The sequence below is a fragment of the Bradyrhizobium erythrophlei genome (genome assembly GCF_900142985.1).
Classification (GTDB): Bacteria; Pseudomonadota; Alphaproteobacteria; order Rhizobiales; family Xanthobacteraceae; genus Bradyrhizobium; species Bradyrhizobium erythrophlei_B.
Genome location: NZ_LT670849.1, coordinates 569,426 through 585,465 on the forward strand (window position 1 = coordinate 569,426; position 16,040 = coordinate 585,465).

General features: G+C 60.8%; 15 protein-coding genes. 6 read left to right on the plus strand and 9 right to left on the minus strand.

The genetic code is table 11. The annotated features are described in order from the left end of the window. Positions 1–8 precede the first annotated feature (8 nt). From BUA38_RS02515 to BUA38_RS02530, 4 genes are read right to left on the minus strand one after another with little or no spacing between them, the layout of a single operon-like run. Positions 9–1,352, minus strand: a complete 1,344-nt coding sequence (locus BUA38_RS02515; RefSeq protein ID WP_072816562.1) for an MFS transporter — start codon at positions 1,350–1,352, stop codon at positions 9–11. A 15-nt stretch (positions 1,353–1,367) separates the two neighbouring features. Next, positions 1,368–1,874 (minus strand): PRC-barrel domain-containing protein, encoded by a 507-nt coding sequence (locus BUA38_RS02520; RefSeq protein WP_083587404.1) that lies wholly within the window; start codon positions 1,872–1,874, stop codon positions 1,368–1,370. A gap of 48 nt (positions 1,875–1,922) precedes the next feature. Continuing rightward, entirely contained in the window at positions 1,923–4,124 is a 2,202-nt protein-coding gene (locus BUA38_RS02525) for an amylo-alpha-1,6-glucosidase (RefSeq protein ID WP_072816563.1), read from the minus strand. 51 nt (positions 4,125–4,175) lie between these two features. Beyond that, positions 4,176–5,939: an ABC transporter ATP-binding protein gene (locus BUA38_RS02530; RefSeq protein ID WP_072816564.1), complete on the minus strand. Its 1,764-nt coding sequence runs from the start codon at positions 5,937–5,939 to the stop codon at positions 4,176–4,178. A 276-nt stretch (positions 5,940–6,215) separates the two neighbouring features. On the opposite strand from BUA38_RS02530, the gene BUA38_RS02535 reads away from it, so the two are divergent. Next, positions 6,216–7,283, plus strand: coding sequence for a glycosyltransferase family 4 protein (locus BUA38_RS02535; RefSeq protein WP_072816565.1), 1,068 nt, complete (start codon positions 6,216–6,218; stop codon positions 7,281–7,283). 3 nt (positions 7,284–7,286) lie between these two features. Here BUA38_RS02535 and BUA38_RS02540 read toward each other — a convergent pair whose 3' ends face one another. Continuing rightward, the gene (locus tag BUA38_RS02540) at positions 7,287–8,027 is read right to left on the minus strand and encodes a GntR family transcriptional regulator (protein WP_083587917.1); all 741 of its coding nucleotides are present in this window, start codon (positions 8,025–8,027) and stop codon (positions 7,287–7,289) included. A gap of 176 nt (positions 8,028–8,203) precedes the next feature. On the opposite strand from BUA38_RS02540, the gene BUA38_RS02545 reads away from it, so the two are divergent. From BUA38_RS02545 to BUA38_RS02565, 5 genes are read left to right on the plus strand one after another with little or no spacing between them, the layout of a single operon-like run. Next, a complete protein-coding gene (locus BUA38_RS02545; protein WP_072816566.1) occupies positions 8,204–9,445 on the plus strand; it encodes an ABC transporter substrate-binding protein in 1,242 nt (413 codons plus the stop codon). Positions 9,446–9,460: 15 nt separating this feature from the next. After that, positions 9,461–10,330, plus strand: a complete 870-nt coding sequence (locus BUA38_RS02550) for a branched-chain amino acid ABC transporter permease (protein WP_072816567.1) — start codon at positions 9,461–9,463, stop codon at positions 10,328–10,330. Further along, positions 10,327–11,316: a branched-chain amino acid ABC transporter permease gene (locus BUA38_RS02555; protein WP_072816568.1), complete on the plus strand. Its 990-nt coding sequence runs from the start codon at positions 10,327–10,329 to the stop codon at positions 11,314–11,316. Before BUA38_RS02550 ends, BUA38_RS02555 begins: the two co-directional genes overlap by 4 nt. 11 nt (positions 11,317–11,327) lie before the next feature. Further along, on the plus strand, positions 11,328–12,074 hold the full coding sequence (locus BUA38_RS02560; RefSeq protein WP_072816569.1) for an ABC transporter ATP-binding protein: 747 nt from the start codon (positions 11,328–11,330) through the stop codon (positions 12,072–12,074). Continuing rightward, positions 12,067–12,771, plus strand: a complete 705-nt coding sequence (locus BUA38_RS02565) for an ABC transporter ATP-binding protein (RefSeq protein WP_072816570.1) — start codon at positions 12,067–12,069, stop codon at positions 12,769–12,771. Before BUA38_RS02560 ends, BUA38_RS02565 begins: the two co-directional genes overlap by 8 nt. 181 nt (positions 12,772–12,952) lie before the next feature. On the opposite strand, the gene BUA38_RS02570 is transcribed toward BUA38_RS02565, so the two are convergent. From BUA38_RS02570 to BUA38_RS02580, 4 genes are all read right to left on the minus strand, one after another. After that, a complete protein-coding gene (locus BUA38_RS02570; protein WP_072816571.1) occupies positions 12,953–13,777 on the minus strand; it encodes an aldo/keto reductase in 825 nt (274 codons plus the stop codon). A 54-nt stretch (positions 13,778–13,831) separates the two neighbouring features. Beyond that, complete coding sequence (locus BUA38_RS02575; RefSeq protein WP_072816572.1) at positions 13,832–14,785, minus strand: LysR family transcriptional regulator; 954 nt, start codon at positions 14,783–14,785, stop codon at positions 13,832–13,834. 78 nt (positions 14,786–14,863) lie between these two features. After that, on the minus strand, positions 14,864–15,118 hold the full coding sequence (locus BUA38_RS37445) for a hypothetical protein (RefSeq protein WP_172805965.1): 255 nt from the start codon (positions 15,116–15,118) through the stop codon (positions 14,864–14,866). Between the two features lie 33 nt (positions 15,119–15,151). Next, a complete protein-coding gene (locus tag BUA38_RS02580; RefSeq protein ID WP_072816573.1) occupies positions 15,152–16,021 on the minus strand; it encodes a pirin family protein in 870 nt (289 codons plus the stop codon). Between the last annotated feature and the right edge of the window lie 19 nt (positions 16,022–16,040).

Here is a 16,040-nt window from a genome sequence, read left to right on the forward strand (position 1 = left end):
AGAATGGTTCATTTGCGCGGTTGATCTGTCACCAGGTTTTGCGGCACCGGCCGGGTTTCCGGCATCGCAAACCAGATCACGGCGAGACCCAAAGCCGCAACCGAGGCGAGCCCGAAAAAAGCAACGCTGCTGCCAAAGACATCGCTGACATAGCCGGCGACCAGCGTGCTCAGCGAGGCGCCGATCCCGGTCGCCGTGCCGACGACGCCTTGCGCGAGATTGAAATGACCGCTGCCGAACGCCACATCCGCAACGATCAGCGGGATCATGACGCTGAACACGGCGGCGGTAATGCCGTCGAGTACCTGGACCGCTACCAGCAGATAGGGATCGTGGACGGTTGCGAACAATACACCGCGTACCGCCAGCGCGCCGAATCCCAGCAGCAGCAGCGGCCGCCTGCCCCACGCTTGTGCCTTGCGCCCGACCGAAGGCGATGTCAGCGCGACGATGGCCTGCGGCACGATGATGCAAGCCGCGATCAGGACGGTCGCCCACTTGCTCGATCGCGTGGTGACGATGCCGGCCATCAACGGCAACATCGACGCGTTGGCCAATTGCAGCAGCAGGATGCAACCGGCAAAGACCAGAAGCGGACGCTGACGCAACAGGACCAGGACACGGGTCGATTTGGCCTCCGGCGCGCTGGCGTGCACGAAGCCATGGGCGCGGGCGGCGTCGACCTCGCGTTCGCGGATGCGCATCAGCGCCAGCAAGGTGGGAATTGCGAGTATGAAAGCGACGATGAAGACCGAGCGGCTCGACAGCAGATAGCCGCAAATTCCCATCAAGGCGGCGGCGAATCCGTTTCCAAGCGAAGCAAAACGCGCATTGCGCCCCAGCCGTTCGCCGATCATCGTGGGTCCGACCAGGCCAAGACTGATTGCGGCGATCGCCGGCCCCAGAACACAACTCGCCGCCGCATGCAGCATGGCGGCGGTGGCCACGACCGGATAGATCGGCAAGGCCGCGTAGGCCAGCGCAGCGCATCCGATGGTCGCAATCGCAAGACCCGCGACCAGCCGCTCGGATTTGGCCGCATCGATGATCGCACCGCCCGGCATCTGACCAAGCAGGGCAATGACGCTGCCGATCGAGAGCACAGAACCGATCTCGATCTGCGTCCATTTCTGCGTCGTCAGATAGACCGCAACGAACGGACCGAATCCGGTCTGCACATCCGCCAGGAAAAAGATGAACCAGTCCAGACCTCGAAGGCTGCCGCGCGAAGGAACAGGCGTTACCCCCGCAGTTCCGGTTTTTTTGCGTGCTACCCAGTCATCGCGATCAGACGGCCCGCGCTCGTCAGAGTGGGACCTGTGATGTTGAGGCGGCGATGGTTGGGCAAACATCACTCCGCCATCTCGCTAATTTTCGTATTGCCATGGCTGAAGGGTGCCGGCGGCGCCCAACACCACGATCGGCGTGCCCTCTTTATACTCAGGCGCCGCCATCACCTGTTCCTTGGTGAGTTCAAGCGTGATGCTTTCACCCTTGTCGGCAACGCGGGCAAAGTGCAGCGCGTTCCAGTCGACGACGATCTTCCGGCTGCCCACGCCCAAAAAACCGCCGAAGTCGATGACGGCGGCGCGCACCATGCCCTTGCGATCGACAATCACATCGACAATACGTCCCATGTCTTCATTGGCGGCGCCACGGACGTCGCGTCCAAGCACACCACGCGCTTCGGTCTCTCCGATGATCGTCACCGACGGCGGCGGCGCGGGCGGAGCCTCTTTTGCTGTCGTAGGCCCGACGCCTTCCTGCTGCTGGGACGACGACGGCGCATTCGCTTCGCCTTCCCCCCATGAATGCGCGCCATAGAGGCTGACGGTGATAGCGGCCGCGAACGCAAACAAACTTCTGGCGCGCATCTTACTTCCTCGCTTGAAGCCGGATAGTCCGGCAGCGCCTTCTCGCGATCAGCGGGAAAGCACGATGGAGACCTGGATCTGTCCCCGCGTCTTCATCACTTCCAGTGAAACTTCATCGCCGTGCCGCCTGACCCGAAGATCGGCGCTCGAAGCGCCCAGTCGCAGATCGCGAAGCACGACCTCGTTGAGGAACGCCGGCAGGCGCGGATTGTGCAGTCGAATTTCGCTCCGGTCCGCGTCGAACTCGAGACCAAGCGCCGCCTCAAGCAAAGTGAACGGCGTCGCGCTTGCCCAGGCCTGCGGCGCGCAGGCGACCGGATAGAGCGTGGGACCGCGCCCCTTCTCGCGCCGGAAACCGCAGAACAATTCAGGGAGCCTGCGCAGGTCCATGTAGCTCGCGGCGTCAAACAACGCCTTGAACAACTGCTCGACCGAATGCTTGAGCCCGTAGCGCGCGAGCCCGAGTGCGATCAGTGCATTGTCGTGCGGCCAGATCGATCCATCGTGATAGGACATCGGATTATAGCGCGCCTCTCCTTGCGCGACGGTGCGAATGCCCCAGCCGGTGAATAAACTCGGCTGCATCAATCCTGCCGCGACCTTCCGGGCGCGGTCCTCGCGCACGATACCGGTAAAAAGCAGTTGCCCTGCATTCGATGTCCGCACCCGGCACGGCTGCTTGGCACCATCGAGCGCGAGCGCGTATGTGCCGATGTCGTCACACCAGAAGGCGCCTTCGAAACGTTCCGCGAGCCGATCGGCTTCGGTCTCTAGCTGTCGCGCCCTTTCGAACAATCCCATTCGCTTGGCACAACGCGCGGCCAGTCTCTTTCCAGCGAAGACATAGCCCTGAACTTCGGCGAGCGCGATGTAACCTTCCGCTAGCCGCCCGTCGGCGTGAAAGATCGCATCGTAAGAGTCTTTCCAGCCTTGATTGGCGAGACCTTGCTCGGAGGCTCGCCGATATTCGACAAAACCGTCGCGATCCGGATCGCCGGGCCCATCGATCCACATCAACGCGGCTTCGATCGCGGGCCACAGTTCGCCGAGAGTCTCGTCGTCGCCGGTGCGCTCGACATAGAGGCCGGCCAGCAGCACAAATAGCGGAGTCGCATCGACGCTGCCGTAATAATGTGCGAACGGCACTTCACGAAGGGCGGCCATTTCACCGCAGCGCATTTCGTGCAGGATTTTTCCGGGCTCTGCGTCGGCGAGTGGATCTATTTCCTTGGCCTGATGCAGGGCCAGCCGCCGTAGTACGCCGCGCGCGACCCTTGGATCGATCCACAGCATTTGCAGCGCGGTAATGATTCCGTCGCGACCGAACGTCGTCGAATACCAGGGAATGCCAGCGTAAGGATAACGGCCTTCCGGCGTGTCCGTCATTAGAATATTGAGGTCGGCCATCGATCGGCACAGCACCTCGTTGAAAATGTTGTTCGAGGTTTCAATGCTGGCAGCGCCCTTCGTCTGCTCACGCATCTCCCGACGGTGCGCCAGCAAACCGCGAAAGAACGGAACAGGCTTCGACGCTGTCGGCTGGTTGCACGATACGATAACGAACAGCGAATGCGTCTGCTTCGGCGCCAAATCGAGATGATACGTCGCCGAATTCACCGCAAGCCGCGTGGGCCGCGGGTCGAATTGAAGCGCCGTGATGCGAGGGTTGTCGTCCAGGCCGACATATTCAAACAGCACGTCGGCAGGGCCAAGTAGTTTCGCAGCGCCAACACCACGACGCGGGCGGCGTTCGCCACGCACCTCGAACAGATCGGCAAAATCGTTGCCGAACAAAAGCGTAAGATCGAAGCTCGCCGTCTGCTCGCTGTGATTCTGAACTCCGATCCGCTGATAGGCCGTGCCACGCCAGAGAAAGATCGTGCGCACAATATGCAACACGTCTTTCGGCAAGACGTTTCGTCCCTGGCGGTAAACGTCGGGATTGGTCAGGTCCACCGTGAGCGACGAATTGTCGTCGCGAAGATTCGACCCTAACAACAGCGGCTGAACTTCATCCAACACCAGTTCGAGCCGCGCGAGATATCGCGTATCGGCATTGAACAAGCCGTCCGGCCCGCCCGCCGAGGCGCCGATGTCGCCGTGGCTGTCGAGCACGATGAAGGTGTCGTCATGCTTGAGCGATCGCCGTGGGCGCGACGCCGGTCCGGTCATCGGAATGTAGAACGGCGATTCCGCAACCGTTTCCTGAATTCGCAATGTCGTGATTTGGGTTAGAGCTTCGACGGACATGTGACCTCGCTTGGACTCGCAGCGAAAGACAGGCGCAACGCTCGTCGGATATTAGGCCGCGTGTTTGGCCAATCGCCTCATTTCCTGAGTCACCAATTCACGATAAGGCCCCTGCCCCTGCATCAGACGGTCAGGCGAGCCATCCTCGATGATCTTGCCGGCCTTCAGCATGACGACGCGATCGAAGTGCCGCAATGTAGCCAGCCGATGTGCAATCGCAACGACGGTTCGCCCACGCATCAGCCGGGACAGCGCTTCACGAATGGCTTCCTCCGACTCGCTGTCGAGCGAGGCGGTTGCCTCATCGAGCAACAGAATTGGGGCATCTTTCAGGAAGGCGCGCGCAATCGCGATGCGTTGCCGCTGACCGCCGGACAATTTGACACCTCGGTCCCCGACCATGGTGTCCAATCCTTCCGGAAGCGTTTCGACAAAATCGCAGCGCGCCGCAATCGCCGCGCGCAGTACTTCGTCGTCCGTCGCATTCGGACGCCCGTAGCGGATATTCTCCATGATCGAGCGATGAAACAGCGAGATATCCTGCGGCACGACCGAAATCGCCTCGCGCAGGCTCTGTTGCGTGACCCGTGAGATGTCCTGGCCGTCGATCGTGATGTTTCCCTGTTGAACGTCGTAAAATCGCTGCAACAGGACGAACAGCGTGGACTTGCCGCCGCCGGACTGGCCGACCAGTCCCACGCGTTGTCCTGGGTGGATGCGAAGATTGAATTTGTCGAAGACCGTTCCCGCGCCCGGATAGTTAAACGAAATATTGTTGAAGGTGATGGCGGCCCCACTTTTGATCAGCGGCTCCGCTTCCGGATGGTCGCACAGCTCGTGCGGCAGCAACACGGTCGCGAGTGCTTCGGTCAGCCGCGCAACATGCTGGGTGACGTCAACCAGGGCAACCGCGAGATCCCGCGTCGCGCTGAGGATCGAAATACCGAGCGTGCAGACCAGAACGACGTCGCCGGTCGTGGCGCTTCGACTCTGCCAAAGCGTAATCGCCCAGGCCAGGATCGCGACCGTCAGCGCCACGGTGACGGCGGCATGCGTGAGCCGGAGCTTTTCGAGATACCAAAGGCTGCGCCGGCGCGCCGTCAACTCGCGCTTTACCGTCGCATCAAAGCGCTCGTGCTCGAAGCTCAATCCGCAAAACGCCCGCACCAACGGCATGTTGTTGATGACATCGACCATCTCGCCGTCGACGGCGGCAGCTTTGTCGGCGAAATCATCATGCAGCGGCTTGCCGGCCGCCGCGAGCCGAAACATGGTTACCACCATGCCACCCGCGATCACGATCAGGACCGCAGACATCTGCAAACTCACGGTCCCGATCAAGGAAATGGCCGCGACCGTCGCGATACAGGGCGGCAGCACATTCCAGATGAACATGTTTTCGACGGAGAAGACCGCGTTCGATGTCGCCGTGATGCGGCTGGTGAGCATTCCCGGCAAGCGATCCGAGAAGTAGCTGGGCGCATGTCCCGTGAGGTGACGAAACATATCGCGCCTGAGATCACCGGTGACGCCGACGAAGGTAAAGCTCGCAATCCAGCCGGCAATTCGCCACAACAAGTTGTCGGCCGCGATCAACGACACCAACAACGCGAAAGCCAGCCACACATTGCTACCGTTATCGGGGCCGCCTGAAAGACCGTCGACGAGGAATTTGACGCCATATTGCGTGCCTACAGAGCAGGCAACTGCCGCAATGACGGCCGACAAAATACAAATATGTGACGCGGGCCTCTCACGGAGATAGCGCAAGACGAAAGCAAAAGGGCGGTTAGCGTAGCCTGAGAGGTTGTCCATGTGCTGCAAGACCTTTTTGCGAACCTTTTTGTAAGGCCTGGTTTTCCAGACCTATTTGTCTCAGCTGATCGAATGCCGCACATCGCTCGCGGTTCCCGCCCCGCTGTCTCCGCGCGCACAACTCCAGTCCATCGCGACAAGAGCCGCAATGTTCCCGATGAAAGAAGTTGCGCACGCTAATGGAACCTCGCAGATGCGAAAACGTTCCCCTCTCGGCGCTGATGCGTCGGGCTTTGTGGGGCTGTTCACCATGACATCGAGAACAAGGAGAGGTAGATGCGCATCGCGCAAGTAGCTCCGCTGACGGAGGCTGTTCCACCCAAACTTTATGGTGGAACCGAGCGGGTGGTACATTGGCTGACGGAGGAACTTGTCGCACTCGGAAACGATGTAACGCTATTCGCCAGCGGCGACTCCCGAACATCCGCCAAACTCCACGCCACATGGCCACGCGCGCTGCGTCTCGATGGATCGGTACGCGATCCCAACGCACTTCACATGGTGATGTTGGAGCAGGTTCGACGGAAATGTGACGACGAGGAGTTCGACTTTCTCCATTTTCATCTCGACTACTATCCATTCTCGTTGTTTTTTCGGCAGCCGACGCCGTTCGTGACAACGCTGCATGGCAGGCTTGACTTGCCGGAGCATCAACCCGTCTTCACGACCTTTTCATCCGTTCCGGTGATTTCGATCTCGAACGCGCAGCGTCGTCCCGTGCCGCAGGCGAACTGGACCCGCACCATCCATCACGGCCTGCCCGAAAACCTGCTGACGCCGCGGCCGACGAGGCCGTCTTATCTTGCTGTCCTCGGCCGAATTGCTCCCGAAAAAGGCGTCGATCGCGCCATCAGAATTGCCATCAGATGCGGCATTCCGCTGAAGATCGCGGCAAAGGTCGATCGCGCCGACCAAGAGTACTACGACGAAATCATCAAGCCGCTGATGGACCACCCGCTCGTCGAATATATCGGCGAAATCGGCGACCATGAAAAATCGGATTTCCTCTCCGGCGCGCTCGGATTGCTCGTTCCGATCGATTGGCCGGAGCCGTTCGGTCTTGTCATGATCGAAGCGATGGCCTGCGGCACGCCTGTGATCGCCTACAACCGCGGCTCGGTCCCGGAAATCGTCGAGGAAAATCTGACCGGCTTCATTGTCGAAGATGAGATCAGCGCGGCCGCCGCTGTGAGCCGCCTTTCCCACCTCGACCGTGGAACGGTCCGGAAGCAGTTCGAGACGCGGTTTACCGCAAGGCGCATGGCGCTAGACTACATGGCTACCTATCGCAGCCTCATGGAAGCCAGCGCACCGCGGATCAAGCTGGTAAGCAGTGCCGAGTAAGGGCTATGACGCCGTTTCGAGATCGGCCTTGCCGAAACGGCGCTCGTAATCCTTGATGTAGGCTTCCGGCGCCGGCAGCAAATGACGGCGCGCCAGCGCTACGAGTTCCTTGCGCTGCGAATTCCGCAGCGCCTGGATCATATCAAGATGGTCCTGGCGGGCGCGGTCGAGCACGCCGGAGACCGCGTTCGCATAGGAACGAATGCCATAAACTTTCTGCGCCAGGAGATCGATGGTCTCGATCAGGCAGGAATTGCCGCACAGCCCGAACATCACCTGGTGAAAACTGAGATTGCTGTAAAAGGCGGTCAGCAAGTCGCCAGCCGCTATCGCGGCCGAGTGTCTGCGCTGCAATTCTTCCAGCCGCTTGATGTCGGCGGCCGCCACGGGCAAGGGAATGATGCTGATTGCCATGACTTCAAGCTCTTCCCGTACTGCGTAGATTTCGCGCACTTCCCTCGGCGTCAGGCCGCGCACGAGTGCACCGCGATTGGGAATCCGCCCAACCAGGCCTTTCTTTTCGAGTTCGAAAAGCGCCAGCCGCACATCCCCGCGATGGGTCTGGAACAGTTCGCAGAGGTCCTGCTCGATCAGCCGCTCCCGCGGTTGACGCCGTCCGAGGACTATGTCCTCCTCGATGCGCTTGGCGATAAGCGCCGCCGCCGGCTCGCGTGGGCGCGCGACTGGCAGCTCTCGGGATTTCGGCGCCCGGACGGTTGCGCGTTTCGTAGATTTTCCGGCCATCATGTCCCCGATTGGGCCTGAGCCGTCGGCTGCGGCCCGCAGACGCCAACGGTAAAATTGTGTTCAGTATTGTAAACAATATTGAATACGGTTACCATCCAAAAAAACGCGGCCCGCCAAACCGGGCCCGACACAGACAGCCTGCGGATACCGCGGCAGCAATGGGGAGGAACGGCATGACGAAAGCGCGCAAGGATTCCGCCGGCAAAACCGTCAACGGGGCTCTGTCGAAGCGACACAGTCGCCGCGAATTCATGATCAAGACGGCGTTGGCGGCTGGCGCATTCGGCGCGGTGCCGCCGCGCGGCTGGGCCGCGGACCCCATCAATATCGGCGCGCTTTACCCGACCACCGGCAGCATGGCTCAGATCGGCGTTGGCTGCGTCGCTGCCGCCAAGCTCGCGGTCGACATGGTCAATGACGGCGGCGGCATCAAGTCGCTCGGCGGCGCCAAGCTCAACCTGATCATTTCCGACGTGCAGAGCGACACCACGGTCACCCGCACGGAAACCGATCGTCTCATCACCGGCAACAAGCTGTCGGCGATCCACGGCTGCTACGCCAGCGCCCTGACCCTGATCGCGAGCGAAGTCGCCGAGCGCGCCAAGGTGCCGATGATCACGGGGTCAAGCTCGGACCAGCTCAACAAGGGCCGTACCTACACTTTCACCCCGTTTGCGCGGGCGTCGCAATTCGCACGCGCCCAACTTCAGATGTCGAAACTCGTCGGCGACGCACCGAAGGTCGCCGTGATCTTCGAAAACACCGCCTTCGGCACCTCAACGTCGAACGGATTGAAGGAGCTTGCGCCGGCGGAAGGCGTCGAGATCGTGATGTTCGAGCCCTACTCGGCCGGTTTCACCGATGCGAGCCCGCTGATCAACAAGGTGAAGTCCTCCGGCGCCAACATGCTGTTCTCGGTCTCCTACCTCAACGATCTCATTCTGATCGTGCGGACCGTCAAGCAGTTCGGCCTCAACATGCCGATCAACGGCGGCTCCGGCGGATTCGTCATTCCGGACTTCTACAAGAACGTCGGCAAGCTCGCCGAAGGCCTGATGGGCGTGGCGCACTGGAACCACGACGTCAGCGACGACGCCCAGAAAGTGAATGCCGAGTTCAAGAAGCGCACCGGCGATTTCGCGTTCGAATATGCGGGCGGGCTGGTCGCGCAGACCTTCATGCTGGCGGATGCGCTGGAACGCGCCGGCTCCGCCGATCCGCAAAAGGTGCGCGAGGCGCTGTCGACGCTCGATGTGTCGTCCGGCTACGCTGCGATGGCGCCCGGCGGAAAGGTCAAGTTCGGCCCCGACGGCAAGAACATCTACGGCCATCCCGTCGGCGTGCAGTGGCAGAACGGCGATCTCGCCAGCGTCTTCCCGAAGGAAGACGCTCGCGCGCCGCTCCTGAAAACCTGAAGGCCACGAAATCAGATGTGGGAGACAGTGGCTCAGGCCGTGATCAACGGCCTGCTCATCGGCGGGATTTACGCGCTCGTCAGTATTGGCGTCACGCTGATCTTCGGCGTGGTCAAGATCGTCAACTTCGCCCAGGGCGAATTCGTGATGATCGGCATGTACATCACCTTCTTTCTCGCCAACCAGTTCGGCATCGATCCCCTGCTCTCGCTGTTCGTTTCGATGCCGGTGCTGTTCGTCATCGGCGTGCTGATCCAGCATTTCCTGATCCGCAGGGTGCTGGGGCCGAACGACATGCCGCAAATCTTCCTCACCTTCGCGCTGTCGCTGTTACTCCTGAATCTGTCGCTGATGCTGTTCACCGCGAATTATCGCACGGTGCACACCTCCTACTCCGACGAAGCTTTCCATGTCGCCGGGCTCTATATCCCCGTCGCCAAGCTCATCGCTTTCGTCGTCGCCATGGCGCTGAGCGGCGTACTCTGGCTGTTTCTGCACACCACCGACCTCGGCAAGGCGATGCGCGCCGCCTCCCAGAACCGCGACGTGGCCATGCTGATGGGCATCAATCCCAACCGGGTGTTCTGCGTTGCGCTCGGCATCGCATTGGCGCTCGCGGGCGCGGCCGGATCATTGTTGATGCCGTTTTATTCCGCCTACCCGTTCGTGGGACAGGTGTTCGTATTGATGGCCTTTGTCGCCGTCGTCCTGGGTACGCTCGGCAACGTCATGGGCGCCCTGATTGCGAGCCTGATGATGGGCATCGCCGAATCGCTCGGCGTCCAATATGTCGGCGCAGATTCCGGATTGATCGTCGTGTTCGCGATGCTGCTGCTGACGCTCGCCTTTAAACCGACCGGGCTTGGTGGAGGCAGCGCACGATGATACGAGATATCAATCCGCGCGACGCCATTCTTATTGCGATCGGAATCGCGATCCTCATCGCGCTGCCGATGGTGGTGAAGAGCTCGTTCGCGGTCGACATCTTCGTGCGAATCCTGCTGTTCGCCTTTATCGGCACCGCCTGGAATCTGATGGGGGGCTACGCCAAGCAGTTGTCGCTCGGACATGCCGCCTATTTCGGCCTCGGCGCCTACACCTCGACGATTCTTCAGATCAACTACGACATCTCGCCGTGGATCGGCATGGTCGTCGGCGGAGTCGTAGCGGCGATCGCCAGCCTGCCGATCGGCTGGCTCTGCTTCCGCCTGCGCGGTCCCTACTTCACCATCGCCACGATTGCGACGGCGCAAGCCTTGATGCTGATCTTCCTGAAATTCCGCGATTTCGCCTGGGGCGCCGAGGGCACCACCATCCCCAACCTCGGGACCGCACCGCTGATGATGCAGTTCGAGAACAAGAGCTCCTATTATTATGTCGTTCTGGGCCTGTTGTTGCTGAGCCTCCTCGTCACCTGGCTGATCGAACGCTCCTGGATTGGAAACTATCTGGTGGCGATCGGCGAAGACGAGGATGCCGCCGAAGCGATTGGCGTCAACGCGCCGAAGATGAAGCGCGACATCTACATGATCAGCGCGTTCCTCACCGCGCTCGCCGGCACGTTCTACACCCAGTACATCTACTTCATCGATCCCGCGACGGCGTTCTCCTTCAGCATCTCGATTGAGGCCGCGCTGGTCTCGATCGTCGGGGGCATCGGCACGCTGTGGGGACCGCTGATTGGCACCGTATTGCTGGAAACGACCTCGGCGCTGTTGCAGAGCTGGCTCGGCAGCTCGATCGGCGGCGTGCAGTTGACCGTCTACAGCCTGATCCTGATGGCCGTGATCCTTTGGCGTCCGACCGGACTGATGGGCATGATCAATGAAGTGCGGCAGCGCTTCGCCACCCGCAAACCGGCGCAGGCTTGAGAGGCTAGGCCATGGCAGATGCGCTCGTGATCAACGGCCTCAGCAAGCGCTTCGGCGGCTTGCGTGCCGTTCAGGATGTCAGCTTCACCGTGAAGGAAAACGAAACCGTCGCGCTGATTGGACCGAACGGCGCCGGCAAGACCACGAGCTTTCACCTCATCACCGGCTTTCATCGGCCTGACACAGGCTCCGTGATGGCCTTTGGCCGCGAAATCGTTGGTCTGAAGCCGCATGACATCTGCGCGCTCGGCCTCGCCCGCACCTTTCAGGTCGCAAAGCCCTTCGGCGCCATGACGGTGCTCTCGAACGTCATGACCGGCGCGTTCCTGCGCAGCAAGAATAATGCGGTGGCGCGCGAAAAGGCGCGTGAGGCGATCGAGTTCGTCGGCCTTTCGGCCAAGGAACAGACCGCCGCCAAGGATTTGACCACCATCGATCAGCGAAGGCTTGAAATGGCGCGCGCGCTTGCGACCGAGCCGAAGCTGCTACTGCTCGACGAAGTCATGGCCGGGCTCAATCCGGCCGAGATCGATCAGGCGGTGGCGCTGGTCGGCAAGCTCTCCGGCCGAGGACTGACCATCGTCATCGTCGAGCATGTGATGCGCGCGATCATGGCGGTCGCGAAGCACATCGTGGTGCTCGATCACGGCCAGAAGATCGCGGAAGGCTCGCCGAAAGAGATCGTGGAGAATCCGGAAGTGATCCGCGCCTATCTCGGCTCCTACGTGCATCCGCCGGCGGGAGGCGCTGGTGCTTAAATTAGAGAATGTCAGCGCCAGTTATGGCTCGGTACCTGCGATCTCGAACGTCTCGATCGAAATCGGCGAAGGCGAAGCGGTTGGCCTGCTGGGCGCGAACGGCGCGGGCAAGAGCACGACGCTCCGCGCCATCTCGGGCCTCGTCAAACTGACATCCGGCACGGTCACCCTCGATGGCGTCAATCTGGCGTCCTATCCGCCGTATCGGATTCCGGAACTGGGCATTGCCCATGTGCCGGAAGGCCGCCAGGTTTTTCCCGAAATGACGGTGAACGAAAATCTCGAAATCGGCTCCTATGTGCCGAAGGCGAAATCCGATCGCCGGCAGACGCTCGATCTCGTTTACAGCATCTTTCCGCGGCTGGCCGAACGGCGAAAACAGCTCGCGGGCACCATGAGCGGCGGCGAGCAGCAGATGCTGGCGGTCGGCCGCGGCTTGATGCTCAAGCCGCGCCTGTTGATGCTGGACGAACCCTCGCTCGGCCTTGCGCCGGTGATGACCGATGTAACGTTCGAGAAGATCGGCGAGATCCACAAGATGGGCACCGCGATCCTGCTGGTCGAGCAGAATGTCAGCCGCGCGCTGTCACTGGTACAGCGCGCCTATGTGCTGGAAAGCGGCCGCGTCATCATGAGCGGCACCAGCACCGAGCTCGCCAACAACAAGCAGGTGCAGGCGGCGTATCTGGGGATTTAACGCGCATCGATGTCGCCGCAGCGGCGGTGAGTTCCCTCTCCCCTTGTGGGAGGGGTTAGGGAGAGGGATTACGGTCTATCGAAAGAGCCTACCCCCTCACCCGGATCGTATCTAACGATGCGCTCCGACCTCTCCCACAAGCGCCAGTACGTTCCGATGTCCTGCAATCGGCGATGGTCTCCTAAGCGTCCCAGACCGGCGCCAATCCAGGCGGATTGACGATCCGGCTATTCGGCCTTGCGAGCGTCTGCATCGCGGCCATTTCGTCCTCGCCCAGTTCAAAGTCGAAGATGGCGAGGTTTTCGCTGATCCGATCGGGATTGGTGGTTCGCGACAAGACGACGTTGCTTTGCTGTAGAAGCCACCGAAGCACCACTTGCGGAATCGTCCGCCCGTGACTTGCCGCGATCTCCGCTATTGTCGGGTCGCCAAGCACGCGACCGACCGCCATGGCGCAGTATGCCGTGACGGTGAGTCCCGCCTTGCGCGTAGCCTCGACGAGCAGCGACTGGTTCAGGTAGGGATGATACTCGAATTGATTGGTGACGAGCGGAGCTGCGGAGAGCTTGAGCGCCTGGTCAAGCTGCTGCCGGTTGAAGTTGCTGACCCCGATATGACGGGCCTTGCCAGATCTCACGGCTTCATTGAGTAGTCCGATCTGCTCGGCGAGCGGAACGCCATCGTGAGGCCAATGCAACAGCAGCAGATCGACGTAGTCGGTTCGCAACTTCTTGAGGCTTTCGTCGACGGATGAGGCGAACCGGCTCTCCGGATAGTTGGCGACCCAGACTTTGGTGGTGATGAATAACTCAGAGCGCGGGATGCCTGACGACACCGTGCATTCGCCGACCTCGGGCTCGTTGCGATAGATCTGTGCGGTATCGATGTGCCGGAAGCCGCCCTTCAAAGCAGCGGGAATCATGCGAAGCATTTCCGCGTGCGCCATTCCATATGTGCCGAATCCGATGGCGGGAATTCTGGCGCCGTTGGCGAGAACGTCGTGCATCAGCGCACTCCATAATAAAAACTCAAGTTGTGGGCGGGCACACAACATCGAGACCTAGGCTTTAGCCGGCCGTTTTGTTTTCTTTCTAGTGAGGGACGGCACCTTGCCCGGCTCGACCGGGATTTGCTTCAGGCGATCGACAAACCATCGGCCGGCCGGTCCGGGCGGCGATTTGGTTTGCCACACCGCCGACATCGTCAGGATCAAGCCATCCGGCGGTACGTCTTCGATTGGCAGCACGGAAAGGCGGCCTTCTTCGAGATCTTTTCGTACAGCATGCAGGGGCATTCCGCCCCAACCCAGACCTTTGAGCAAAAAATGATGTTTGGCGAAGAGGTCGGCAAGCCGCCACGTCGCGGACGACATGACACCGAATTCGCGCCCCGAGGATAACTCCGATCTGTCGGTGAGAACGATCTGCGTATGCTTCCCGAGAACGTCTTTGGGAATCTTGCCTCGGTAGGAGGCCAGCGCGTGATCGCGGGCGGCGACCATCAGAAACGCGATACCGGGCAACCTCTCATAGGTTAGCGTATCCGGAATCGTCGGGAGCGACCCGACGACGCCGAGGCTGCAGCGGCCGTCAAGCACGGGTTTGATGGCCCCTCCGAGCGCCTCGACGTAAATTCGGAGCGCAACACCCGGAAATTTCTGCCGAAACTCCGTGGCGATTTGCGTAATCGCATCGATCGGATAGAAGACGTCAATCACGACGGACAGTTCCGGCTCCAGGCCAGCCGACATGCCCTTCGCCCGCGCCTTCATCTGGTCGACCCCGGCGACGATGCTGCGGGCATCGGCCAGGATCACGCTTCCCGCCGCGGTGAGTTTGGGATAGTGGCCAGACCGGTCGAACAGCTTCACGCCAATCTGTTCCTCAAGATTGCCGATCGCTTCGCTCACCACGGACTGCGAGCGCAATAACTTGCGGGAGGCGGCGGAAAAGCTTCCGGCATCGACGGCAGCAATGAAGGTGCGCAGCTGATCGAGTGAGACGGAGTCGAGCATTTGGCATTCCTAGACAGATGAAAAAGACATGCTACGGCCGCGCCGGCTACCACTTCAACCCTTCGAGCCGCACGCCAGTCAGAACGCCCACTGATCTTCCTGTTCGCTCCAATAGCCGTTGTTTAGCCGCCGGGCGATCTCCTCGCTGATGAGGGGATCGGCTGCCGTCGCGACAACGACGCCCTGCTCTGTGACGATATCGCGGCCTCTTGCCTGAAGCGGAAAGTCTTCCAATCGAAGCGGCGACGATTCACCGGATCGCTCAAGCGAGCGGGCTTTTACTGCGCGTCGAAGACACTGAACTCCGTTTGATCCAAGCATTTGTTCCTCCATCGTTTGTTGTCACCTAGTCGAAGCCCACCTGGCCTAGCCTCTTGCGGTCAAGACACCCTGGTTGTGCAACCGGCGGCCAATATCGGCGATATTTTTCTCTCCAATGCGCAGAGACTCTGCGTTGGTGTGCACGGAGTAATGTCCGGTCACCAGGTCGTAAGGATGCTTGATTGCCGAGCCGAGGATAAAGCCGGCATCAGTGAGCGCTTCGAACTCGATCGCTTGATGGCTCTCCTCGAACACCACAGCTTCGCCCATCGAGACCTGTTCCGCCGTTCTTACAGTCCCCTGGTGCGACGCGATCCAGGCGACGTCGTGCCCCTTGGGCGGTTCGAATCTCCAGCGCTCTCCGGCCTTCAGGCGTACATCGAGGTAAGTGACGCCAGGGGGCGATTCAACAATGCTTTTCACGCCGCCGTATTCGCCAGCGATAACCCTCGCAGGGCCGGAAAAATGGAATTCGGAAGCGCCAAGGTATTGGCTGCGGGGTTCGGCCAGTTCGAGCTCGGGCGGCATGGCGACCCAAAGCTGAAAGCCCTTGATCCGCTCCTTGCCGAACATCCCGCCGGTATGCCAGACGCCGCTACTGGCGCGCATCCATTCAACACCGCCGGTATCGATGACCCCTTCGCGACCGGTGGTCTCCTTGTAGAAAGCCTGCCCGGACAGAATGAGCGTGAGAGTCGCTATTCCTGAATGAGGATGGAAGCCGAATTTTGGTGCCGTCGCCGGGTCGGTGTCGAAGTAGTCGAGAAACACAAACGGCTTGATCAGGTCACCAATATCGCCGGGACTGACCAGCCGGGTAATGGACCCATGCGAGCGTCCACGCGTGCGCAGATCAATCCGCCGGGAAGTCTTGTGAGCGCGTATTTGACGCGTGAACGCTGCATCGGTCTTCATGGTCGTTCTCCTGAAGGTT